This window comes from Paenibacillus barcinonensis, assembly GCF_003217495.1.
Lineage (GTDB): Bacteria > Bacillota > Bacilli > Paenibacillales > Paenibacillaceae > Paenibacillus > Paenibacillus barcinonensis.
On the sequence record NZ_QJSW01000018.1, the window covers coordinates 86,867 to 110,272 of the forward strand.

Consider the following 23,406-nt stretch of genomic DNA (forward strand, 5'->3'; position numbering starts at 1 on the left):
TTGTATCTGCCTCAGTGTTTTATATCTAATGAAGCAGGTTATTTTTCATCGACCATTAGAAAAGTATAATACGATATTCATGGGGTTAGATTAAGCTTTGTTGTAGTGCAATGTTGTCTTTGACCTTCAATCCAACTTATAAGGAGAGCGCCATGATTACACCACTGGAGAAGATCTCCCATCCCCCGTTTAATCCAATCCATGACAAGCTTTACAATCCACTTGAGCTGCTCAAGGGCTTTCAACCAGATAACGCACGCAGTCTGCTAACCACGCCGGATTTTCAGTGTTTTATATATTTTCATCAACAAGGAGGCACGACCCTCTCGGACCCTTATGCTGCCATGATGGAGGCTATGCATGACACATCGGTGGTGCGCGAGATGAATGCATTTCTCGCAACGGAGTTAGAGGCACGCCGTTTTCCTGTGGCCATCATGGGAGGACATCAGGAGAAGCGTGGAAGCACAGCATATCGTAAAGTAGCACGAATTGCCCAGAAACTATCTGAATCCGGATTTGTTGTCGTTAGCGGAGGTGGCCCGGGTTGTATGGAAGCAACGCATTTGGGTGCTCTTCATGCAGGACAATCTGCGGACTCGCTTACATCAGCAATTAATCATTTGGCCAAAGAACCCTACGATAAATTCCCCAAAAACATGCAGCATCTGATCGGTAAAGACGGGCGGTCCATTCATGAAGATTTGTTAAAAGAACTTCATGCGTGGATGCTTCCCGCGTGGGAAATCGTGAATGAACTCAAGGATCAGCTTACTCCGCTCAATCGTAGTCTGGCGTTGCCAACCTGGCATTATGGGCATGAACCTTTTACGCCGTTTGCTACTCACGTTGCTAAATATTTTCTCAATAGTATACGGGAAGATGTTCTCCTGACCCTGGCTTCTTGCGGTATCATTTTTTCGGAAGGAAGAGGTGGTACAATTCAGGAGGTGTTTCAGGATGCTGCCCATGTCTATTATCGTGATAAAGACGTTGATAGCAAGGCCCCGATTACTTCCATGCTGTTCCTCGATAGCAAGTTCTGGACCGTTCCAGATGTCCCGGATCAAGGACTTCACATGCCGGTGCTGGATTTGCTGTATCCCCTGTTTGTAGGGACGGAAAATATGACAGAAGAGGAATTCAAGCGTTATATCCGTGTAGTGGATGATGCGGATGAGGTGGTAGACATTATTATCAAAAATGCACATTCAGCGAGTCAGATCGTACACAAACTTGCCAGGATCGGTATTAGCAACATAGATTCGAAGCTCATGGCTGAACGAGCTGGAACGTTCATTCATCCAAGAAACATATGAGCATACTTCCGTCTCCATTCGTGTGATTTCCCGTGCCGCCGGGTAATGAATAAGATAGAATGGGGATAGGCATCGTGCAGGATGCTTCTATAGACATAGGTGGAGGAGATGACATATGAGTGAATCAACGATGGACCGACTGAATGCCCTGCTGCCGGAGTGGCTGGAGACCAGCCGCTTGCATACAGGGCAGGGGAAGGTAGCTTCCTATATTCCTGAGCTGTTCAAAGCGTCGCAGGATGATCTCGGCATTCATATTATGGACGCTGAAGGAAATCATGTGTCTGCTGGCGATTGCGGTGTTCCTTTTACGATGCAAAGTATCTCTAAAGTGTTCACGCTGATTCTGGCTCTGATGGATCATGGAGAAGAGGCTGTCTTCTTTAATGTAGGAAAAGAGCCAACGGGTGACGATTACGACTCGATGATCAAGCTGGAACTGGTTGAACCAGGTATTCCGTTTAATCCTCTTATTAATGCGGGTGCAATAACCGTATCCTCCCTAGTTGGTGGTGACTGCAAGGAAGAGAAGTCCCGCCGAATTCTCGAATTTTTCCGCAAGCTCGCCCACAATGAACGGCTGGGTTATAATGAAGACGTTTATCGCTCCGAATCCGAAAGTGGTCACCTGAACCGCTCACTCGCTTATTTTCTCAAACATAACGGTGTAATCAAGGATGATGTAGAAGATGTGCTTGCTGTGTACTTCCGCCACTGCTCTATTGAAGTGACCTGTGCGGATCTGGCCCGTATGGCACTTGTTCTCGCCTATAATGGAACGGATCCCATTACGGGTGAAGAGCTTATTCCCCGTCGTTACGTTCAGATTGCCAAAACGTTCATGACCACCTGCGGAATGTACAATGCCTCTGGTGAATTTGCTATCGAGGTAGGTCTTCCGGCTAAAAGTGGTGTTTCCGGCGGTATTTTGACGCTCGTTCCGGGACAATTTGGCATCGGCGTGATCGGTCCGGCACTGAACCGCAAGGGCAACAGCCTTGCCGGTGTGCATCTGCTGGAGCGTCTGTCCAAGGAATTTGACTGGAGCTTCTTCTAAATTTAAAAGGCAAACATAGCATTCACCCATATAAGCAGTAGATGAATCAGATTCCGGGCGTTTTGCTTCTTTTGAACGAGGCTTTGCCCGGACATCGTTTTGTCGGCTGCTTTTTTATTTCACTCATCCATCCATTCCCCGGCGGGGGCCACAGCCGTAATCAGGTTCATCTGTACATCGCGCATTCCATCTGCTGTCAGCAGTCTGAGCGTACGGGCAGGCCGATCGAGCTTGAGCACACGTCCCGTATAACCAATATCGTCATGCTCATGGAACAGGGTGATGGTGATCTGGTCACCCAGCACCATGGAGTTGCTCAGCAGCCGGGACATTTCTTCGGCAGCCTGGGCATCCAGAGAAGGACGAGTACGCGGGGCAAGCTGCTCCTGATGAAGAATATAAGCTTCCCGATGCTCGGGTAGCATCATACGTGAGGATTCAAAGAGTCCGTTTTGCTGCAATTTTTTACTCATTTATAGTGACCTCCAATTTTGTGAGAACGGTCCTGGGCCTGTGCAGAGGAACAGAGGGACGATGCCCGCATAATGGCGGTATCTCCGAACTTGCGTTTGATATCATCTGTAGCCCGTTCGAGTTCCCTTTTGCGTTCACGATCGTCAAACCAGGATAGCTGCACCTCCGAATCAGGCACAAGCCCGGTCAGGGATACGCTGATGCGGCGAATGGGTAATCCGTCCCAATGGCGCAGGAACAGAGCTGCAGCCGCATCATATACTTCGTCCGTGATGTTGGTGGGTTCATTTACCTTCATCTGACGGGAAAATCCGGTTGGCCTGTCGTAATCCTGTCCGCGGCATCCGACTGAAACGACATGCCCCATGAGTGATTTGTCCCGGGAACGCCGGCTAACCAGTTCTGCTAACTCGAGCAGTACCACCTTGATCTCTTCCCAGGTCTCATAATCCCGAGGCAGCGTCATCTGATGGCCAATGCCTTGCTGCTGGTGGGTGTATGTTCCGGGCTTCACCGGGGAATCGTCTATACCACGGGCGATGCGCCATAACACTTCACCATTGACACCCCAACGCTCCTTCAGGCGGGACAGCGATGTATTCGCCAGATCACCGATCGTATGAATACCCATCTTGTAGAGATGCTGCCCCATGCGTGAACCGACCATAAACATGTCGCGTACAGGTTTTTCCCAGATTGTGGACGGCATCTCCTTGCGAGGCAGCGTGTAGATACCGCCCGGAACTTTTTTGGCATACAGATCACAGGCCATTTTGCTGACTACCTTGGTGTCGCTGATGCCGATTCGGATGTACACGCCCGTTTCTTCCATAACTCTGGACTGAATGCTGCGTGCAATCGTTTCGGGACTGCCGAACAGATCCAGACTTCCGGTGACATCGAGAAACTGTTCGTCAATACTGTAAGGCTCCACCAGGTCGGTGTATGACTGCAAAATGCGCGTAATATGAAGGGACACCCGGATGTACTCGGCCATACGTGGACGAATGACGACAACATCTGGGCACTTGGCAAGGGCTTCGCCCAGCCGCTCGGCGGTTGTAATACCGTAGGACTTGGCGAGAGGACAGGCCGCCAAAATGATGCCCGAACGCCGTGCCGGATCACCGGCTACCACGAGGGGGCGATCCTTGTACTCGGGATGTGCAGACTTCTCCACACTGGCATAGAAGGACTGGCAGTCTGCCAGCATGATGATACGTCTGTCTTGGCGGGGCATAACATTTCCTCTCCTTATCTGCTGTAATTCTGGCTGTTGTTCCTATCGTGTGATGCACAGGAGGAGTAGTCGTTATTTACAGTTTATTTATAGTATGGAACAAGTGTTCCTGTTTTATAAGCATAAAGGACAATTGCAAATGCGGCAACCGGAATTATTTTGCAAATTGGACACAAATACAGAATGACCAGATTGAAGTCCGAAATAGGAAATAAGAAGTGATTTTTTACATATAATGTGAGAGAACTGTGACCGCAGGGTGATGACCAGCAGTTCATTTTGCTTTTTGTAAAAGGTGGATAAACGGACAGAGTCCTACAAGAGGGACTGATGTCCTTTTTTCATTTTCAGCACTTTTCAGAAAACCTTGATATGGCGCGGGTTTTCACTGATGCGTTATCGGACTATAGTATCAATTTTGTAATCTTTATGGTTAATACTGTAAATAAGAGCGCAACTTTAAAAATTCAATCGCGTTTAATGGGGTATATGTTTCACGGGGGAAGGATGCCTGCGACCGCGTTGCACATAACAATAAAGAGCGAAGTAGCGCAGGAGCAGCAGTGCATTCATCTGTGCTTTTTGGGCAGATCACACATGTAAAAAGACCGTAAACGGAGCAGTTGCCTTGGTGTGCTGTAGGATGGCATGAATGGCCGGGTATGGGCAGAACGTTCCATATCATGTTTGCTTCCATCAGCCTAGTTACAATACAGAGGCTTAGCGCTATAGTGAGAACTACACCGCTGACATCTCTACCAAAGCGGACATCCGAAGCGGAATGATCGTATGTTTCCTGTCCAGAATGTATGTGCACGTTATAAACCTGGCGAATAGGGAAGCAGGATGCATACTAGAGAGGTGAGCAATCAGAAGTCATGAGCAGACAACGACGAAGACGCTTGTTACTGACAGCTTTGACAGGTGCGATGGTGCTGACGGGCGGGATATTGGCCGGATGGCATTATATGCAGCCCAAGCTTGTTACGTATACAGCGGAGAATGGCACGGAGATGAAATTCAAGACTGATGGGAACAAGTTCATGCAATACGGAAAGGATGGAACATGGAAGGAAATGTTCGTCAAAGGGGTTAACCTGGGTGCAACCTCACCGGGACATTACCCTGGAGAATTTCCACTTACTGAGGAGGATTATCTGCGCTGGTTCGAGCAGATTCAGGACCTCGGAGCGAATGTGATCCGTGTGTATACGGTCCATCAGCCGATTTTTTACTCCGCACTGGTCGATTATAATCGCGGCCGGGAGCAGCCATTATATTTTATACAGGGCATATGGTCACCCGAGGAGGAATTGATCGAGAAGCGGGATGCCTATGCCGACCATATTGAGCAGACGTTCAAGCAGGAGATTGAGAAGGCAGTATCGGCGGTATACGGAGATGCCGACATTGCAGCCCAAAATGGAGAGTCCAGCGGGAAATACAGAACCAATGCCGGAAAATATTTGATGGCGTGGCATGTAGGTACCGAGTGGGACCCGGCTATGGTGGACAATACCAACAAGGTGCATGCGGATGTGCTGCAGTACAAGGGTGTGCATTTCTCAGCGACTGCAGAAGCTTCTCCGTTCGAGAATTGGCTGGCAGAGCTGCTGGACTATACAGCTGTTCAGGAGAAGAAGTATGGTTGGGAGCACCCGATGACCTTTACCAACTGGGTGACAACCGATGTGCTGGACCATCCGGGCGAGCCGCTGTATGAGGAGGATATGGTCAGTGTAGATGCACGACATATCAAGCCTGAGGCGTGGGGTGGGGGTTACTTTGCCGCCTATCATGTGTATCCGTATTACCCGGATTTGTTCCATGTCGATAAGACACTGCAAACCATCAAAGATGCGAATGGCGAGTACAACACGTACAAAAGCTATCTGCGCAAGCTCAAAGCCGAGTTTTCCGATATGCCTGTAATGGTTACAGAATACGGGGTACCTTCCTCTCTGGGGATTTCCCATCTGGGCATGGGCGGCCGGAATCAGGGCGGGCATAACGAGGTGCAGCAGGGAGACATTGATGCTTCGCTGACACAGGATATTTATGACGAGGGGTACGCAGGAGCTATTCTGTTCATGTGGCAGGATGAGTGGTTCAAAAAAACCTGGAACACGATGCCACTGGAAATTCCGGCTGACCGCCGGGCGTACTGGCTGAACGTGCTGACGAATGAGAAAATGTTTGGCCTGCTGGCGATGGACCCCGGTAAACAGGACAAGCTGACCATCGACGGCAAGCTGGGTGACTGGGACAAGCTGAAGGCTGGGGAGGTCACGGTCTGGCAAGGCAAGGTGAAGGGCATTCAGGAGATGAAAATGACTCACGACGAAGCCTATCTGTATATAGGCTTGACGCTGGAGCAGCCATTTGATCCTGAACAGACGCTGCTTCGCATTGGTACAGATACCCTTACTGGTGGCAGTCAGCCCGGCAGTATGCTTTCAGGCAAAACGCTGAGCGATGGACTGGAAACGGTCATTACAATTGGCAAGGATAACGAATCACAGGTGCAGATCGCGAAGGATTACGATTTCAACCAGCGACTGTACGGCAAGCAGGGATATGACATGATTGCGGATAAGGAACTGCAGTCGACTGAAATGTTCCATCCGTGGAACCTGGCGGTGAGTCTGAAGATGACACCCCCGGATACACGTTCAGCGCATCCGTTTATGACCGAAAATGTCGGGATGTTAAAGCGGGGAACGACAGCACCCGGACAGACAGACACCGATTCGTTAACCGCCTGGCAGTACAACGGCAATCAGGTGGAGATGCGCATCCCATGGATGCTGCTTGGCTTCGGTGATCCAAGCTCCTTGCAGGCGATTAAGTATGGACCGTTGAAAAATGGACGTGAGTTCTCAACAACGGCAGTTGAAGGCATCACGCTCGTTCCCTGGCTGACGAACCGTTCCACGAAGCAGGTATCCTGGCCTGGAGGCGAACAGGCAAGCCTCGACCTGAAGACATTGCCCGTCTACAGCTGGAAGGCTTGGGAACAGGTCAAGTACAGCGAAAGGCTCAAGCTGAGCTATGAGAAAATGAAGCAAAGCTACGAGAAAATGCCTAGTTTTCGCATTGATTAAATAAGATAAATAAAGGTATGAGGATGAATGAAATCAAGGCATAAAAATGAGATGAATCAGACAATTCCTTGAAATAACAGCACAGAAAATCCTAAAGCAGCATAAAGGAGGACTTTTTCACATGTTCCAGAGTCTGGCTTTGGCCTATTGGTTTCTGATGGTCTGCATCGCACTTGTGATGGTGGGCGTCATCATTCTGTTTGCCATGAAAATGTCCCACAATAGCAAACAGCGCAAAATGGCTTTGTACGAAATGAAGCAAAGGGATTATTTCACATATTTGCAGACGGCACTAACCGAGAACAGCCCGCTCAAGCTGCCGCCTGGCAAGCTGGCCCCGCTGGAGCGCCGGGTGATTCAAGACAAGCTCATTGAATGGATTGATCAGTTCAAGGGCGAGTACCGGGAGAGACTGATTGATTTGTGCCGTGAGGCCGGATTTGTCGAGCATGATCTGAAAGAGCTGGGTCGCCTACGGTATGGTCGTCAGATTGATGCGGCCTACCGATTGGGTGGCATGCGCTGTCCCGAAGCGGTTCCGGGTTTAATGGAGCTGCTCAGGGATGAGAAGCCTGGCCCGATGGCAATTATGATTGGACGTTCAATTGCAAGATGTACGACCCGGCATGGCGAGTTGAAGGATATGCTTGCACTGCTTTTAACGAAAGGAAAACCGATTCACCATCTGGCCGCAGATATACTGCTGGAAGCAAATCTCGATACAAGCCGTGTCCTGCTTGAACTGCTGGAGGACCGCAATCCTGACTTTGTTAAAGTTGGTCTTGTAGCCATGTGGGGGCAAGCGGTGCCAGAAGTGATGCCTGCACTCGACAGACTCGTTGGAGCAGAGCATCAGGATGTACGGGCCGAAGCGGTGAAGCTGTATCTCAGCGCAAGTCCAGCCCTTCGGGATGAAACGATCCTGAAGCTGCTTCAGGATGCGGAACCGGAGGTTCGCGCTGAAGTGGTGCAGGCGCTTGGCTCGAAGCATGCTTCGGGCAGCATTCCGCTGCTACGAAAGGCACTTCGTGATGCAGACTGGAGAGTGCGTTATAACAGTGCAGAGAGTCTGAGCAAGCTGGGCGAACCGGGGTTCGAAGCTCTGTGTCAGGCAGCGGTGCAGGGAACAGGTGCAGAGCGCGAGATTGCGATGCAGCAGATCGAGAGCACGATGCAGCAAGCGGGAACCGATCACAAGGCGGTAGAGCAGATGATTGCACATAACAAAAAAAGATTGCTGTACGAACGTTATTTTGGCCCTGTACGCGGTGAGAACCGACCAGCCAAGAAACGTGCAGGCGTTGCAACAGTAGGAGGGGATTACACTGCTTAGAGATCTATTGCTCATCTACGGTATGGTCGCCATCTATTATGTGGTGTTTGTTAATACGCTTTATTTTTCCATACTGGCCTTATCATTCCGTAACATCTGGACGATCTTCCGGCGGTCACATTACTCCAAGTACAACACATTATCGGGCTCGGAACTGGTACCCTCAGTTTCCCTGCTGGTGCCGGCGTACAACGAGGAACTGACGATTATTGAAAATGTAAACTGCCTGATGACACTGAATTATCCTACGTATGAGGTCATTGTTGTCAACGATGGCTCAAGCGATTCTACATTGAAGATGCTGCTGGAGGAATATCGTCTAAAGCCGATGCCTAATACGCAGCTTCGCGGAAAGATCCCTTGTCAGACCATTCGGGGAATCTACCATAACCCGGAGTTCCCTGATCTGTATGTGATCGACAAGGAAAATGGCGGCAAGGCGGATTCTCTGAATGCAGGCATCAACCTGTCCCATTATCCGCTCATCTCTTCCATTGATGCCGATTCGCTGCTGGAGAAGGATGCCCTGATCCGCATGGCACGCATGTATATGGAGAATCCGGAGGAGACGGTTGCCATCGGCGGGGATGTGCGCATTGCCAATGGCTGTAAAATCGAGAATGGTGCCGTTCAGGATGTCTCCTTGCCACGCAAAATTTGGCCGATGTTCCAGTCTATCGAGTATCTGAAGGCCTTTCTTGGCGGACGGATTGGCTGGAGTCATATGAACGGTCTGATCATCGTCTCTGGGGCATTTGGCATGTTCCGCAAGGATGCAGTAATTGCCGTAGGAGGTTACCGCGACGGTTATCCGGGTGAGGACATGAACATTATTATCAAGCTTCATCGTTATATGCTGGAAAATAAATTGAAATACCGCGTTGCTTTCTGTCCTGAAGCTGTTTGCTGGACACAGGCGCCGGATTCCTACCGGATTTTGTCCAGCCAGCGCAAACGCTGGGGGCGCGGGAATCTGAAAAACATGCTGGAGAATCGCGGTATGCTGTTTAACCCGAAATATAAGGTTATGGGCTTGATCACCATGCCATATAACGTCATTTTCGAAGCGTTAAATCCGTATTTCCGAATTACAGGGCTGTTGGCTCTGGCGGGATACGTGCTGCTGGACATGACCCAGTGGCCGATTCTTGTTCTGTTTGGTTTGCTGAACTTTGTGAGTGGCTATCTGCTGAGTGTAGGAGCGTTGATTCTGGAGGAGATTGCGTTTAAACGGTATAACAAGCTCTCTGATCTGGTGAAAATGCTCGTCTACTCTGCGCTGAAGTTTGTGGGTTATCACCAGCTCGGCGTGCTGTGGAGATTACAGGGTCACATTCAGTTTTTGCAAAACAACAATTCCTGGGGCACGATGACCCGTCAAAGCTGGTCCGAGGAATCCAAGGACACAAGTAAAGCGGCTTAAGTAATACAGTGACAACAGTATAGATGTTCAACTCCATTGTTACACGATGACGGAGAGGACAGAAACAATCTGAAAAAGCGAAGCTAAAAGCTTTCTGAAAGAAAGCTGCATCGGAAGCATAATCGTCACCTTTATCACTGGAGTTTTCTCTTGAGAAAAGGGAATCGAAAAAATCCGGGGATAACAGTGATTGGAAGATGGTTCTGTCACCTTAGCATTCGTGTAAACGACTTGTTGAACTTGTATAAATCATTGAAGGAGAAGGGTGGAAAAGAACATGCCAAATACGGCGACATTGCAGCGTGAGGCTGTCGTTGATGTGTACCGCAGTGTAGAAAAGGGATTGAAGGAAACAGGTGCTGAAGCATGCGGTTTAATGTTCATTCACTGTGCAGGTCGGGTTCAGCCAGAGCAACAGGTCAGGACACATCTGGAGCAAGCAGGTTATGCGTCCTTCGAGGTATGGCAGGATAGCAAAACGCAGGCCATTGCTGTGCTGCTTCCAGGTCTTTCGCTCGATGAGGTTCACTATGAAGGACTTCGCATCAAGCATGAGCTCCAGGAAAGCGTTTCTGGTGCTGACCCGCAGATTACACTGGCCAGCTTTCCGCCGGGTGACCGCCCTTCGAAGGCCACCATTCAGCATATGGCCGAATCTTCGAAGCTGGTGGATTCATCCGAGATTCATATCTACACGCTGGAGCACACCACAGATGAACCGGAACGGATTCTGATTGTCGATAATGATCCGACGGTTCGTGAATTTTTGCAGCTGCGTTTGAAAATGCAGGGCTACGAAACCTACGAAGCAGTGGATGGACTCGCTGCACTCGACCTGATTGAGAAGGTAACGCCTGATCTGGTGCTGACCGAGCTCAATCTCTATGGCATTGATGGTCTGCCGTTTATCCATCACATTCAAAAGCTGGAGATGGAGCAACCCCCCAAAATTGTGGTGTTGACGGAGCAGCGGGTCGAGCAAACGATCAGTCAGTGCTTCCGCAGCGGGGTCGATGATTATATGACAAAGCCGTTCTCTCCTGTGGAGCTGGACGCCCGGATCAGGCGCTGCCTGCAATAGAAGATCAATTTTAGATTCACAACAATTACAACCACATCTATATGATCTGAACTATTTTTTCTACACTTTAACGAAGAGGACAGAAAAAACCTGAAAAAGCGGAGCTAAAAGCTTTCTGAAAGAAAGCTACATCGGAAGCATAAGCTTCGCCTTTATCACCGGATTTTCCCTTTAACAGAAGGGAATCAAAAAATCTGGGGATAACAGTGATTGGAAGGTTATTCTGTCATCGAAGTGTCTGTGTAAAACCTCTTAGTTCAACTTATATAAGCAACATCAAATAAACTGCCCGGAGGGAATATCATGGAGAATCAACAATTTCACACATTACTAAATGCAATCGAAAATAAAGAAGCGGTACTCGGCGTTGTCGGCCTCGGTTATGTGGGCCTTCCGCTTGCGGTGGAGATGGTCAACCAAGGCTTTACCGTCATTGGCATTGACCTGGATGCTTCCAAAGTCGACAGCATTTATCAGGGAGATTCCTATATTCACGATATTTCGTCCGACGAGTTGAAAAAAGTAATGCAAAGTGGTCGTTTCCAGCCAACGACGGACTACAGCATGTTGCGTGTCATTGACGCACTCAGCATCTGCGTACCAACACCACTCAGTGAAAATCAGGACCCGGATACCTCCTACATCGAAACGGTTGTAGATCAGATCAAGCTGCATATGAAACCAGGCATGCTGATTACGCTGGAAAGCACAACGTACCCAGGTACAACAGAAGAGCTGATTCAGCAGGAGCTGGACAAGGTCGGACATGAGGCGGGCAAAGACTATTTCCTTTGCTTCTCGCCAGAGCGTGTGGACCCGTCCAACGGCCGCTTCACTACATTTAATACACCGAAGGTGATCGGCGGCACCACCGAAGCGTGCCTGAAGCTGGGTACAGCGCTGTATAGCAAATATGTAGAGACAGTGGTTCCGGTATCTTCACCCAAAGTAGCGGAAATGTCCAAGCTGCTGGAGAACACATTCCGTAGCGTCAACATTGCTTTTGTTAATGAAATGGCAATGATGTGTGATCGGATGGGCATTGATATTTGGGAGGTTATCGACGCAGCTGCGACGAAACCGTTTGGCTTTATGCCATTCTATCCAGGTCCAGGCATCGGTGGACACTGCATCCCGCTCGACCCGATGTATCTGTCGTGGAAGGCCAAGGGATTCCGTTTTTACAGCAAATTCATTGAACTGGCGCAATCCACAAACGATAATATGCCGTACTACGTACTCAACAAAACGTCCACCATTCTGAATGAATACGCGAAGTCTGTTCGCAAATCGAACATTCTGCTGCTCGGCATGGCGTACAAACCGAACATTGCCGATCTGCGTGAGTCACCAGGGCTGGAAGTATATGAGCTGTTCAAGGAAAGCGGCGCAAACGTCAGCTACTATGATCTGCATGCAGCATCGTTCAAGGACAAACATGGCGAAACCGTACACAGCCAAGCCTTCAATCTGGAACAGTTTAAAACGTATGATTGCATCGTACTGATCACCAACCACAGCGACTTGCCTTATTATGATATTGCGGAGCTGGGTGTGCCGATTCTGGATACGCGTAATGCTTTCCGTTCGTACACACACTCACATATTTACAAGATCGGTCACTCGGTGCAGCATCCTGTGCTTGAGCCAAGTGAAGCGGTACTCGTCTGAGGAAACATATGAGGTGGCAAGGCAAGTGGGCAGGTATGGCAAAATGGGCTATCGTGGCTGTGGTGTTCTGCCTGCTGCTGCTGTCCTGGCTGTTCAAATGGTTCTCGCACGAGGAACACAAGGCGACCTGGCTGTGGGATACGTCGATTATTATGGAGCAGACACCCAAGATTATCGCGTTCTCCAGGGAACAGGGCGTAGATACGATTTTCCTGCAAGTTCAGGATGAGGTGCCCGATGCGGCTTATCGCAAGTTCATTGCGGCGGCCACCAATGCCGAGATCGAGGTCCACGCACTGAACGGTCATGCCGACTGGGCATATCGTGAAAAGCGTGCAGAGGGACTTGCTTTTATTGAGCGGGTTCGGGCATACAATGCATCTTCTGCGAAGAATGAACGCTTTAAGGGCATTCAGCTCGATGTCGAGCCGTACCAGCTAAGACGCTGGGAGAACGAAGAGAGCACCGTTATTACGGAGTGGCAGAACAATATGGAGGTCTGGACGGAAGCCGGAAAGGCCGGAGGGCTGTATATGAGCGCAGCGATTCCGTTCTGGCTAGATGCTCGTCAGTCCGCTGGAGGCAAGGAAACGTTCAGCCGCTGGGTCATCTCCCGTTTCGATGCGGTGGCGATTATGGCTTATCGCGACAGCGGGCAGCAGATGTATGATCTGTCCAAGGAAGAGCTGGCCGAGGCGGATGATCTGGGCAAGAAGGTCTGGATTGGAGCCGAGCTCGCGGATACACACGAGGGAGATCACCTGACCTTTTTCCGCAAACCGATCAGTAATATGGACGAGGAGATGCAGAAGGTATTCAAACTGGGTGCTACGCATTCATCCTTTGCCGGTGTGGCAGTGCATCATTATGAGGCCTGGTATGCGAAGCAAAACGGCATTCCGCTTGCTCGCAAGAGTGAGGCTAAGAACGAGGAATCACAAACGGAATAGGACAAGCTTTGAACGTTAAAGTTCCCTTCTGAGGCAAAGCAGCAGGCATTCATTCCTGCTACTTTGTTGCTCAGAAGGGATTTTATATTGAATAGAAAAGAAGGGAATGGTATATACGGAGGTTGTTATAGGAAATAAAAATGCAAGATACCTCTATTCCTTACTCACCTGCACCGTTTTTGTTTGCGAGTCATAAGACACGTTAATGTCATAGACTGAAACGACATCTTTTAGAGGAATATACATGCGGTTTTGAATCAAAAGAACAGGGCTATTCAATTGGAATGGCTCATCATTGTGAAGAAACGTATCACTTCCAGCCTTGAGCTGTAGCAGTGGGGTAGGAATGGCGAAGTCTTCATTAAGAACCTTTAACGTCTTGGTTTCCGATTGGAAGGATAGCGCTTTGGAATTAATCTGGAACGGAAGGCATCTCACGAATCCATCGAGATCAACATAGTATGCCCTTTGATGATCAGACCTGTGAATGATTTTTCGCCCAACACATTGGACTTGATGTTCACGGTGGAGCCGGAAGCAGGGGAAACAGCAGCGTTTACGGAAGAGCCGAAGCCAGCCATAGCAAGGGTTAGTGCACTCATAACTAAAAACTTGGAAATACGCATATCAACCACTCCTTTGATCTATTCATTAGAAGTAACGTAACACCGATTACACAAGTTACATAGGATGAGGAAGTACATATAAACTTTTTGGTGCCAGCAGAACTGAATCTAGCTCATCTCACTAAAGAAACCTGAATAAGGCGAATCCCGATCACTTGTTTAGTGAAGGGGTTGCCTTATTCAGGTTATTTAGTGCCTTAGAGAGGGAAGCGTACAGTCAGCGCGAGTTGTCTTAGGGGACTACTCTACTCTCTCTTTTGTTCCGTTGTCCGATAACGGTTGGGGGGCAGACCAACCTGCTTTTTGAAGGCTTTGGAGAACGAGAACAAGTCCGGGTAACCGACCGAATGTGCGACCTCTGTTAAACTTAGCGCGGTTTGCACGAGCAGGCGCTTGGCTTGATCCATTTTGAGTTGTTGAATATACTGCACAGGCGAAAGGCCGTATGCTTTACGAAACTGTTTGGCAAAATGGGTCCGATCCACCCCCGCATGTGCTGACACCCCCTCCACTGAAATTCCGCCTGCAAAATGAAGCTCGATATACTCTTTACCCTTCTGAAGCCAAGGGATGGCGGCGTCGGGCTGAAGGCTTTTGGTCGCCGGAGATCGAGCGATCCGGTCGAAGAGACCGAGAAACCGGGTCAGTCGTCCCAGATCGCTGGCACCGTCCTGAGGCCTGCGAACGTCTTCCATAAATGCACGCATGCTGCTTGCTGTCTCGGATGTGAGTACCCCTGGCCGATATGGCTTGTCAGCGTTTAACCCGATGCGGGAGAGCAGCTCGGCGGCATATGCGCCATCAAATGCGACAAATATTTTCTGCAGCGTGTGATCGGGATCTGTCCAATACTCATGGGTAACATGCGGAAACAGGCAGAATGCGTCTCGGGTTCGCAGGGGATACTGCTGTCCGTTCTGAATGAATGTGCCTTCCCCCTCCAGCACAAATAACAAATAATGATAAGGTGTGGTGCGAGGACCGATATGATAATTGCTTTTGGCGACATTGTGGCCGATACGGATAGGCCAAGCGCCGCCAGCTTTCTCGAATTCAGATGGAGTGAAGAATAGAATATCCAGAAATTCGTGGTGATCCTCCTTCATGCGCTCAAGCTCGATCATCAGGAACACCTCTTTAATGGTTAAGTATCGTCATTGAAAAATAAGATAAATCGCTTATAACCTATTATACAGGTGGGTTTTGTTTAAATTCAAGCCAGGAGAAACCTGAATATCAAAAACGACCACAAAATGACAAAAATAAATTGCCGCGAAATGACATTGATCACAGACAAATCAATTGATATGATGTCCATACCTATTAAACCAAGTTAATTAATCGGTATTTGAATGTATACTTTACAAAATGATTAGAAATTAGGCGCACTTTTAAAATAGGGTTTAACGAGTGTGAACGTAGTGGAGGGAACGAAATCGATTCTGAAGAAACGTAGTGTTCGCCTTTATCTCCGGATTTTCCCTTTGGAAAAGGGAATCAAAAAATCTGGAGACAACAGCGATCGAAAGAACGATTCGTACCCGGAACGGCCATGTTGCACAACACCGATCTTATTTTTAACATGAGACTTTATTTATCCATAGAAGGGAATGACGACGGTGAGTGAACAGGAAGAGATGAAGTTTGGATGGTTTTTGCCTACCGCTGGAGATGGGAAGTATGTAGGGGTTGCCCCGGAGCGTGAGCCAAGTCTGGATTATCTGGTGCAGGTGGCCCAGACGGCGGAGACGGCCGGATTTGAATTTGTACTGATTCCGACAGGGGGAGCCTGTCTGGACGCATGGGTAGTAGGATCAGCAGTAATGAGTCACACCAAGACATTGCGCCCCCTTGTAGCGATTCGCCCGGGGCTGGTTACACCCGTACTTGCAGCTCGAATGGGTGCGGCACTGGATCAGCTCTCTGGCGGTCGTGCCATGATGAACGTGGTTACAGGCAGTTCCGTTCGGGATCTGGAGGAGCTCGGTGATCCGCTGGCACACGCGCATGATGAACGGTATGTTCGTGCAAGCGAGTATATGGAAGTGATGAAGCGTTCATGGACACAATCGACGGGGTTGAATCTGACCGAGTTTGCCGGAAGCGGTTCAAAATCCGTGACATCTGGAAGCACGGGGCCCAGCGCAGAAGCCTTTAGCGAAGCGCCTTCCGAATATAACGGTCAGTATTACAACTTCAAAGGCCCGGTAGGTATGCCCGAGACGGTACAGAAGCCGCACCCTCCATTCTATCTTGGGGGGAGCTCTCCGATTGCCAAGCGAGTAGCGGTTGAACATGCGGATACCTTCCTCATGTGGGGCGAGCCGCATGACTGGATTCAGGAGCAGATCGAAGAGATCGAGGTCATTCGCGAGCAGGTGAAAGAGGAAACGGGACAAGATCGTCAGCTTCGTTACGGTATGCGTGCACAGGTGCTCATTCGGGATACCGAAGAAGAGGCATGGGCGGCAGCATGGGAGATTATCAGCAAAGTACCACCAGAAGCGATTGAGAAGGCCAAAGCCGCATTTGCCGAGACGGATGCCACCAACCAGCGCAGACAGAATGAGCTCCGGGAGCTGTCTGAGAAGCAGCAGTTTGTGGTGGGGCCGAACCTGTGGACAGGTCTGTCGGTCGTACGCTCCGGCGGAGCCATCCTCATCGTAGGTACAGCGGAGCAGGTTGCAGAACGGTTGATGGAATACGGAGACCTGGGCGTGACGACGTTCATTTTGTCCGGGTACCCCCATCTGGAAGAAGCTGAAATCTTCGGCAAAACCGTGATGCCAATCATCCGCGAAAAATGGAAAACTAGACAAAAACGGCAGTCTATTACTGCCAACTAAGGAGGTTCTCTTTTATGAAGAAAACAAAAAAAATGATTCTGCCGCTTGTCAGTATGCTGGTCATGTCCATCCTGCTGTCCGCTTGCGGCGGTGGAAATAACGCATCATCTGGAGAGAACGGCTCCTCAGGTTCAGGTAAAGTGACCCTCAGCTTCATGCACTGGCGCGGCGAGGATTCCGAAGCATTCAACAATACAATCGACGCGTTTGAAAAAGAAAATCCGAACATCCATGTGGAGATGCAGACGCTGCCTTCGGATCAGTATCAATCTACGGTACAATCCAAAATCAGTGACGGCTCCACGGGTGATGTGTTTGCTTCTTTCCCAGGTGCTCAGTTCCAGGCTTTCAGCAAAGCCGGATTGTTCACAGACCTGACCGGATCATCCTTCCTGTCGGCTTACAATCCGAAGCTGATCGAGGCTGGACAGAAGGATGGCAAGCAATACGCTGTTCCGTACCAGCTTGTATACAACGATCCGATCTATAACGTGAAACTGTTTGAAAAATATGGCCTCACACCACCGAAGGATTGGGAAGGGTTTCTGGCCCTGTGCCAGAAGCTGAAGGACAATGGCATTATTCCGATTGCCTTTGCCGGAGCGGACATTGGTCCAGGCCAATTTATGAATACGATGGTGATGAACAATGCACCGAGTGACGACATTTTTACCAAAGTTGAAGCAGGCGAAGCCAAACTGACAGATGAGTTCTGGGTGAAAACGTTGACGCAGATCAAAGAACTGAACGACAAAGGATACTTCCAGCAGGATGCACTGGGTACGAAAGACCCGGCAGCCGGTGCGTTATTTATTCAGGAAAAAGCAGCGATGCTTGCAAGTGGATCGTATCAACTTGCTCAGAATAAACAGCAAAACCCGAATCTGGAGCAAAAATTACTCGCACCGATTACGGTAAGTGCCGATCAGGCGAAATACGAAGGGGTGCACACGACCACGTTTATGCTTGCGGTAAACAGCAAATCGAAACACCCGGAAGAAGCGAAGAAATTCCTTGAATTCCTGAGCAAACCGGATGTAGCTGGCGCATACGCCAACCAAACGGGACAAAATGTAACGGTGAATGACGTGAAGTATGACACACCTGAGCTTCAGGTTGCAGGAGAGTGGGCGAACAAAAAAACCGTGTTCCAGCCACGGTTCACGATTCTGAATGGAGATAACCAAAAGGCTGTAACCAATTCCATTCAGGCTGTGCTGAGCGGCACTTCACCAGAAGAGGCAGCACAGCAGGCGCAAGCGATCATTGATCAGCATATCGGGAAATAAACGATGAAAAACCGGTTTAAGCTATCCCTGTTTCTGTTACCCGGATTGCTGCTGTACGTTGGATTGTTCGTATTTCCTACATTGACGGGGCTGTTCTACTCCTTTACGGATTGGGACGGGGTATCCCCGTCGTATGCATTTGTAGGGCTGGATAATTACAAGGACAGTCTCAGCAGCATCGTATTTCGCAAAGCCTTCGGCAATAACGTGGAGTTTATGTTAACGGTTGTGATCGCACAAACCTTTATTTCACTCGTTCTGGCCCTGCTTCTGGTACGCAATACCAAGACAAAAGTGGTGCTGCGGGCGCTGTATTTCCTGCCGGCGATTTTGTCGTCGGTTTCGGTCGGTTTGATCTGGGCGTTTATGTACGACCCGTCCATTGGACTGATCAATTATGGATTAAACGAGGCGGGCATGGGCAGCATCGCTCGTAACTGGATCGGTGATCCGAAGATTGCGATCTTCTCCATCGCTGCGGTGCAGGTCTGGGCTCACGCAGGACAGATGATGATTGTGTTCATCGCAGGTCTGCAAGGCATTCCGGCAGAATTGTATGAAGCGGCACGTATGGACGGCGGCAGCAAATGGCAGGTATTTCGTACCGTGACCTGGCCGCTGCTGGCTCCTTCGGCAACCATTGTTGTGGCCTATACGACGATTCAGTCGTTCAAGGCCTTTGACCTCATTTTCACGATGACGGACGGAGGTCCAAACTACGCCACTGAAATTTTGACCACATATATTTATCACACGGCGTTTGGCAGTTATTCCTTTGGTCTGGCTTCTGCCGGTTCGATGATCTTCCTGGTGTTGCTCGCACTGCTGACACTGTTGCAATTCAAGGCGCTACGTGCCGACCGGGTAAGTTATTAACGGATAGATGATTACTGCTTTTCGTGAAAAATACGAACTAGTTGATGTTAATGTTGGTAATTGATGTTGAATGCAGAGATTAGTTTTAAGTGTGAGCTTGAGAGAAAGGAGGGAGTTTATATGGTTTTCAAATGGTTCAATCGACTGATTCTGTTTGTGTATGCGCTGCTCATTCTTGTGCCGCTGTATTTTGTCTTTGTATCTTCGTTCAAAACAAGCAGCAACTTTTTTACCAGTCCATTCAGCTGGCCGGACCCGTTTACGTGGGATAATGTGACGGGGCTGTTCCGCAATCAGCCGATGTTGCAATACTTCGGGAACAGTATGGTTGTGACGCTGGGCACGGTAGCCATTGAGCTGCTGCTCAGCAGCATGATTGCTTACGCTATTGTCCGCTGGGGCGGTAGTGTAGGCAAAATTGTGTTTGGGCTGTTTGTGGCAGGTTTGATCGTGCCGTCCCAGGTCAGCATACTGCCAATCTATTCCCTCACACGTACGCTCGGATGGTCGGACAGCCTGACAGGCTTGATTATCGTATCGGCGGCCATGCTGATGCCCGTTTCCGTGTTTATGCTGACGGGGTTCATGCGTATGCTGAATTCGGAAATTTTGGAAGCAGGTAGCATGGATGGGGCCAATGAGTGGAGACTCTTCACCCGAATTGCTCTGCCACTGGCTGCACCATCACTCGCAGCAACCGCTACGTTCCTGCTTGTGATGGTGTGGAATGACCTGCTCATTCCGATGCTTATGCTTACCAGCAAGTCAAAGCTGACCCTGCCACTTGCACTGATGCAATTTCGCGGGGAATACGTGACCAATTATCCGATGACGCTTACAGGCGTTCTCGTGACAGCGATCCCGATGATTGTGCTGTTCCTGCTGCTTCAGCGTTATTTCGTGGCAGGTCTGACCGCAGGTTCCCTTAAAGGATGACGGACGAGAGGACAACTGAAAGATTGTTCGCAAAACCAAGCTCGTTTTATATTCGTTGTAAATTGGCGCCACATCGTATTTTGCATTGATTTCTGGTTCATTCTGCATAATAATGGTTTAGTGTCAGAATGATTACATCGAGATCAAGGGAGCTATAATCTGATGAGCAAATTGGAAGTATTGCGGAATCCCAAGCAGCGCAAGCTGCTGTTCAGTGCTGGCATGAGCTGGCTGTTTGATGCAATGGAGGTCGGCATGATCTCCTTTATCGTGGCTGCACTCGCGAAGGAATGGAGTCTTAGTCCCGGACAAGTCGGGGTGCTGACAAGTATCAACTCGATTGGTATGGCGCTCGGTGCCTTGCTTGCAGGTGCACTTGCAGACCGTTTTGGGCGAAAAGCGATTCTGATGTGGACGCTGCTCATCTTCACGATTGCAAGCGGTCTGTCTGCACTCGCTACCGGCTTTGCAGTATTGTGCGCCCTGCGTCTGCTTGCAGGTATTGGTCTTGGCGGTGAGCTGCCGGTGGCATCTACGCTCGTATCGGAATCCATGCCTACAGCGGAACGTGGACGTGCGGTTGTTTTACTGGAAAGCTTTTGGGCAGGGGGCTGGATTTTATCGGCGCTCATTGCCAACTTTGTTATCCCGGAGTACGGATGGAGAATTGCCTTTGCTATTGGTGCACTTCCAGCATTCTACGCGCTGTATCTGCGCCGTGCCATTCAGGATCCTCCTCGTTACAAAAATCATACGAAATTGCGTAAAATCACGTTTCGTGAGAAGGTTGCCACGGTCTGGTCTGCACCGCATCGCCGAACAACATTAATGCTGTGGATTTTGTGGTTCACCGTTATTTTCTCGTATTATGGCATGTTCTTGTGGCTGCCTTCGGTTGTGATGGCCAAAGGTTTTACATTGGTGAAAAGCTTCCAGTACGTGCTGATTATGACGATTGCGCAGCTGCCAGGGTACTTTACTGCGGCGTACTTTATTGAACGCTACGGTCGCAAATTCGTACTTGTTGTGTATCTGACGCTGACTGCGTTCAGTGCGATCGCCTTTGGACTGGCTACAACGGAAGCGACGATTTTGGCAGCGGGAATCTGCTTGTCGTTCTTCAATCTGGGCGCATGGGGCGGACTGTACGCGTACAGTCCAGAGTTATATCCAACCTCCGTGCGTTCCACAGGCGTTGGTCTGGCTACATCGGTAGGCCGAATCGGTGGCGTACTTGCCCCATTAATGGTCGGTATGTTAGTTCAGCGGGCGGTTCCGATCAGCCTGATTTTCACTATTTTCTTCGTAACAATCCTTATCGGGGCAGCTGCTGTGCTGTTCTGGGGCCGGGAAACGAAAGGGCAGGAACTCGCTGAGTCATAATCAGAAAATGGTTGCGCAACTTTTGTGCGGGTCTGTTTGCCTACGGAAATGGCGGCTGCACAAGCGGTACAAGGTTGATATAAGAAGAGGTATGACCCTGATACGACCATGGGCTCATGCCTCTTTTTGATATGGGCAGGACTCATTTTTTCATGCTCCATCGGTCCGATAGACGCGCTATTTTCGATATCCTATAATGACACTCGGGATGTCCAACCGTGAGGATTCAGGGGGAAGCCGTATATCTGGATTCAGAAAAATGGAGGGTAAAAGAAATGATGAATAAGAATAGATTTGAGATGGATCAGACGCTTGTAATGAATGTATCGCGAGAAAAGAATGAAATGAATACAGAGAGTATCAAGGAAATAAAGTCAGAAGGTATCATTGATGAGAAGAAAAAATCGAATGAACAGCATAGCGTGTATGAAATAGCGAGAGTAGATGAGGAAGCCGGAATAAATGTGGTGTGCAGGTATAATGACAACATGAAGGGGAGTGAGATGGGCAGCGATTACGCTGGATGCGATGTGATTGACCTTACTCCTGTAAAAGAGCTGCAGCAAGATGTATATCATGTTAAAAAGACAAATTATCTACGCAGCTCATGTAAAGAAGCGAAGCTTGAGATCAATCAGGGCAAGCCTGGGCTTGTTGATCTTCAGGATCTTAGCCCAAGCACAGACATAGACGTTATGCAGCAGATCACCGTCAGTCGTAAGGTCACTCATGGCAGGGGGAGAAAGAGTGGCAAGAGAGCAGGCCGGATCAGTATGCTTCTTGGAGCTTGTGCAATGACACTTGGACTTACCGTTGCTGCGCCTTCTGCGGGTGCGCAAAAGCTGGAGCAGGGGATTCGCAGCGAGCACGTGGTACAACTACAGGAGCAATTGAGCGAGCTGGGGTATTTTGACGCTGGTGTGACCGGTTATTATGGTACGATTACCAAGAGTGCGGTTCTCGAATTCCAGCAAGCGCAGGGACTGAGCGCTGATGGTGTAGCAGGACCGATTACTTTGGAGAGGCTGAACCAAAAGGTCAAAGCCGAAGGTGCCACGCTTCGCCAGTTAGCCAAGCTGATTCATGGGGAAGCACGCGGTGAATCTTTTGAAGGACAGGTTGCCGTAGGGGCCGTTGTCTTAAACCGGGTGCAATCGGGAGAATTCCCGTCATCCATCTCCGAAGTCATTTTCCAGAAAGGCCAGTTTACAGCGGTGGACGATGGTCAGTTTAATCTGAAGCCGACCGCGACCTCGTTCAAGGCTGCGCGCCAAGCGCTCAACGGTGCAGATCCGACGAATGGTGCACTGTATTATTACAATCCGAAGATTGCTACGTCCGAGTGGAGCAAGAGCAGACCAACACTGCTGACGATTGGGCAGCACGATTTTACGAGATAAGGATAGAGAGTTAGAGTAGTGTCCAACATTTTAAAATAAGAACGAACCCCGGTGGTACTGCCAGATGCAGAACTCCATCGGGGTTATTTTACGATATTAAAATATAAGTTAGGATTTTTATCCTAGTTATAAGGTGTAATGAATCATTCCTTATACCTACCTCTTTTGAGGGTTTAGTGGTAAAATATTCTTACTATTTCCAATTTTGAATGTTTTTTGAATCTATCGAACTAACGAAATGGAAATTAAAGCCAAACGAAAGTACATAAAAGTATAGGAAGAAGAGTGATGATTACCATGAAAAAATTATTATTAGCGGTATTAGCAGGTGCGTTAAGTGTAAGTTTGATTGGATCGGGAACAGAGTCAGCAGCAGCCGCAGGTGCACCCAAACAAGT

19 protein-coding genes are annotated in these 23,406 nt (G+C 49.2%); 14 read left to right on the forward strand and 5 right to left on the reverse strand.

Annotation, left to right across the window (positions count from 1 at the left end; all coding sequences use genetic code 11):
• Positions 1-152 precede the first annotated feature (152 nt).
• Both DFQ00_RS21845 and glsA read left to right on the forward strand, forming a co-directional pair.
• On the forward strand, positions 153-1,319 hold the full coding sequence (locus DFQ00_RS21845) for a hypothetical protein (protein ID WP_110898601.1): 1,167 nt from the start codon (positions 153-155) through the stop codon (positions 1,317-1,319).
• 115 nt (positions 1,320-1,434) lie between these two features.
• Positions 1,435-2,376 carry a glutaminase A gene (gene glsA / locus DFQ00_RS21850; protein WP_110898602.1) on the forward strand — a complete coding sequence of 314 codons (942 nt, stop codon included), beginning with the start codon at positions 1,435-1,437 and terminating at the stop codon, positions 2,374-2,376.
• 119 nt (positions 2,377-2,495) lie between these two features.
• On the opposite strand, the gene DFQ00_RS21855 is transcribed toward glsA, so the two are convergent.
• Positions 2,496-2,849 (reverse strand): YolD-like family protein, encoded by a 354-nt coding sequence (locus DFQ00_RS21855; protein ID WP_110898603.1) that lies wholly within the window; start codon positions 2,847-2,849, stop codon positions 2,496-2,498.
• On the reverse strand, positions 2,846-4,090 hold the full coding sequence (locus DFQ00_RS21860; RefSeq protein WP_110898604.1) for a DNA polymerase IV: 1,245 nt from the start codon (positions 4,088-4,090) through the stop codon (positions 2,846-2,848). The genes DFQ00_RS21855 and DFQ00_RS21860 overlap by 4 nt, the downstream gene beginning before the upstream one ends.
• Positions 4,091-4,968: 878 nt before the next feature.
• Between DFQ00_RS21860 and DFQ00_RS21870 the strand changes: the two genes are divergently transcribed.
• From DFQ00_RS21870 to DFQ00_RS21895, 6 genes are all read left to right on the forward strand, one after another.
• Positions 4,969-7,194 (forward strand): hypothetical protein, encoded by a 2,226-nt coding sequence (locus DFQ00_RS21870; protein WP_110898606.1) that lies wholly within the window; start codon positions 4,969-4,971, stop codon positions 7,192-7,194.
• Positions 7,195-7,315: 121 nt separating this feature from the next.
• On the forward strand, positions 7,316-8,527 hold the full coding sequence (locus DFQ00_RS21875) for a HEAT repeat domain-containing protein (RefSeq protein ID WP_110898607.1): 1,212 nt from the start codon (positions 7,316-7,318) through the stop codon (positions 8,525-8,527).
• A 22-nt stretch (positions 8,528-8,549) separates the two neighbouring features.
• On the forward strand, positions 8,550-9,950 hold the full coding sequence (locus DFQ00_RS21880) for a glycosyltransferase family 2 protein (protein ID WP_174812304.1): 1,401 nt from the start codon (positions 8,550-8,552) through the stop codon (positions 9,948-9,950).
• Between the two features lie 277 nt (positions 9,951-10,227).
• Positions 10,228-11,031 carry a response regulator transcription factor gene (locus DFQ00_RS21885; RefSeq protein WP_110898608.1) on the forward strand — a complete coding sequence of 268 codons (804 nt, stop codon included), beginning with the start codon at positions 10,228-10,230 and terminating at the stop codon, positions 11,029-11,031.
• A gap of 303 nt (positions 11,032-11,334) precedes the next feature.
• Complete coding sequence (locus DFQ00_RS21890; RefSeq protein WP_110898609.1) at positions 11,335-12,702, forward strand: nucleotide sugar dehydrogenase; 1,368 nt, start codon at positions 11,335-11,337, stop codon at positions 12,700-12,702.
• Positions 12,703-12,737: 35 nt separating this feature from the next.
• The gene (locus DFQ00_RS21895; RefSeq protein WP_244213956.1) at positions 12,738-13,652 is read left to right on the forward strand and encodes a hypothetical protein; all 915 of its coding nucleotides are present in this window, start codon (positions 12,738-12,740) and stop codon (positions 13,650-13,652) included.
• Between the two features lie 153 nt (positions 13,653-13,805).
• On the opposite strand, the gene DFQ00_RS21900 is transcribed toward DFQ00_RS21895, so the two are convergent.
• The 3 genes from DFQ00_RS21900 to DFQ00_RS21910 all read right to left on the reverse strand — a co-directional run bounded on the left by DFQ00_RS21900 (position 13,806) and on the right by DFQ00_RS21910 (position 15,402).
• On the reverse strand, positions 13,806-14,090 hold the full coding sequence (locus DFQ00_RS21900; protein ID WP_167433798.1) for a stalk domain-containing protein: 285 nt from the start codon (positions 14,088-14,090) through the stop codon (positions 13,806-13,808).
• The gene (locus DFQ00_RS21905; RefSeq protein WP_110898612.1) at positions 14,087-14,278 is read right to left on the reverse strand and encodes a hypothetical protein; all 192 of its coding nucleotides are present in this window, start codon (positions 14,276-14,278) and stop codon (positions 14,087-14,089) included. Before DFQ00_RS21905 ends, DFQ00_RS21900 begins: the two co-directional genes overlap by 4 nt.
• Positions 14,279-14,523: 245 nt before the next feature.
• The gene (locus DFQ00_RS21910) at positions 14,524-15,402 is read right to left on the reverse strand and encodes a helix-turn-helix transcriptional regulator (RefSeq protein ID WP_110898613.1); all 879 of its coding nucleotides are present in this window, start codon (positions 15,400-15,402) and stop codon (positions 14,524-14,526) included.
• Positions 15,403-15,888: 486 nt separating this feature from the next.
• Between DFQ00_RS21910 and DFQ00_RS21915 the strand changes: the two genes are divergently transcribed.
• The 6 genes from DFQ00_RS21915 (at position 15,889) to DFQ00_RS30280 (ending at position 23,008) form a co-directional block, all read left to right on the forward strand.
• A complete protein-coding gene (locus tag DFQ00_RS21915; RefSeq protein WP_110898614.1) occupies positions 15,889-17,124 on the forward strand; it encodes an LLM class flavin-dependent oxidoreductase in 1,236 nt (411 codons plus the stop codon).
• A gap of 14 nt (positions 17,125-17,138) precedes the next feature.
• On the forward strand, positions 17,139-18,413 hold the full coding sequence (locus DFQ00_RS21920) for an ABC transporter substrate-binding protein (RefSeq protein WP_110898615.1): 1,275 nt from the start codon (positions 17,139-17,141) through the stop codon (positions 18,411-18,413).
• A gap of 3 nt (positions 18,414-18,416) precedes the next feature.
• Positions 18,417-19,289, forward strand: a complete 873-nt coding sequence (locus tag DFQ00_RS21925) for a carbohydrate ABC transporter permease (protein ID WP_174812128.1) — start codon at positions 18,417-18,419, stop codon at positions 19,287-19,289.
• Between the two features lie 120 nt (positions 19,290-19,409).
• Complete coding sequence (locus tag DFQ00_RS21930) at positions 19,410-20,225, forward strand: carbohydrate ABC transporter permease (protein ID WP_110898616.1); 816 nt, start codon at positions 19,410-19,412, stop codon at positions 20,223-20,225.
• A gap of 162 nt (positions 20,226-20,387) precedes the next feature.
• Positions 20,388-21,608 carry an MFS transporter gene (locus DFQ00_RS21935; protein WP_110898617.1) on the forward strand — a complete coding sequence of 407 codons (1,221 nt, stop codon included), beginning with the start codon at positions 20,388-20,390 and terminating at the stop codon, positions 21,606-21,608.
• 773 nt (positions 21,609-22,381) lie between these two features.
• Entirely contained in the window at positions 22,382-23,008 is a 627-nt protein-coding gene (locus tag DFQ00_RS30280) for a cell wall hydrolase (RefSeq protein WP_110898626.1), read from the forward strand.
• Positions 23,009-23,406: the final 398 nt, after the last annotated feature.

Bases quoted from the DNA above. Each gene is read 5' to 3' on its own strand.
- DFQ00_RS21860 (WP_110898604.1), bottom strand. From the start codon at position 4,090: ATGCCCCGCCAAGACAGACGTATCATCATGCTGGCAGACTGCCAGTCC.
- DFQ00_RS21910 (WP_110898613.1), bottom strand. From the start codon at position 15,402: ATGATCGAGCTTGAGCGCATGAAGGAGGATCACCACGAATTTCTGGAT.
- glsA (WP_110898602.1), top strand. From the start codon at position 1,435: ATGAGTGAATCAACGATGGACCGACTGAATGCCCTGCTGCCGGAGTGG.
- DFQ00_RS21880 (WP_174812304.1), top strand. From the start codon at position 8,550: ATGGTCGCCATCTATTATGTGGTGTTTGTTAATACGCTTTATTTTTCC.
- DFQ00_RS21885 (WP_110898608.1), top strand. From the start codon at position 10,228: ATGCCAAATACGGCGACATTGCAGCGTGAGGCTGTCGTTGATGTGTAC.
- DFQ00_RS30280 (WP_110898626.1), top strand. From the start codon at position 22,382: ATGCTTCTTGGAGCTTGTGCAATGACACTTGGACTTACCGTTGCTGCG.
- DFQ00_RS21925 (WP_174812128.1), top strand. From the start codon at position 18,417: ATGAAAAACCGGTTTAAGCTATCCCTGTTTCTGTTACCCGGATTGCTG.
- DFQ00_RS21930 (WP_110898616.1), top strand. From the start codon at position 19,410: ATGGTTTTCAAATGGTTCAATCGACTGATTCTGTTTGTGTATGCGCTG.
- DFQ00_RS21915 (WP_110898614.1), top strand. From the start codon at position 15,889: ATGACGACGGTGAGTGAACAGGAAGAGATGAAGTTTGGATGGTTTTTG.
- DFQ00_RS21855 (WP_110898603.1), bottom strand. From the start codon at position 2,849: ATGAGTAAAAAATTGCAGCAAAACGGACTCTTTGAATCCTCACGTATG.
- DFQ00_RS21935 (WP_110898617.1), top strand. From the start codon at position 20,388: ATGAGCAAATTGGAAGTATTGCGGAATCCCAAGCAGCGCAAGCTGCTG.
- DFQ00_RS21870 (WP_110898606.1), top strand. From the start codon at position 4,969: ATGAGCAGACAACGACGAAGACGCTTGTTACTGACAGCTTTGACAGGT.
- DFQ00_RS21895 (WP_244213956.1), top strand. From the start codon at position 12,738: ATGGCAAAATGGGCTATCGTGGCTGTGGTGTTCTGCCTGCTGCTGCTG.
- DFQ00_RS21905 (WP_110898612.1), bottom strand. From the start codon at position 14,278: ATGCGTATTTCCAAGTTTTTAGTTATGAGTGCACTAACCCTTGCTATG.
- DFQ00_RS21920 (WP_110898615.1), top strand. From the start codon at position 17,139: ATGAAGAAAACAAAAAAAATGATTCTGCCGCTTGTCAGTATGCTGGTC.
- DFQ00_RS21890 (WP_110898609.1), top strand. From the start codon at position 11,335: ATGGAGAATCAACAATTTCACACATTACTAAATGCAATCGAAAATAAA.
- DFQ00_RS21875 (WP_110898607.1), top strand. From the start codon at position 7,316: ATGTTCCAGAGTCTGGCTTTGGCCTATTGGTTTCTGATGGTCTGCATC.
- DFQ00_RS21845 (WP_110898601.1), top strand. From the start codon at position 153: ATGATTACACCACTGGAGAAGATCTCCCATCCCCCGTTTAATCCAATC.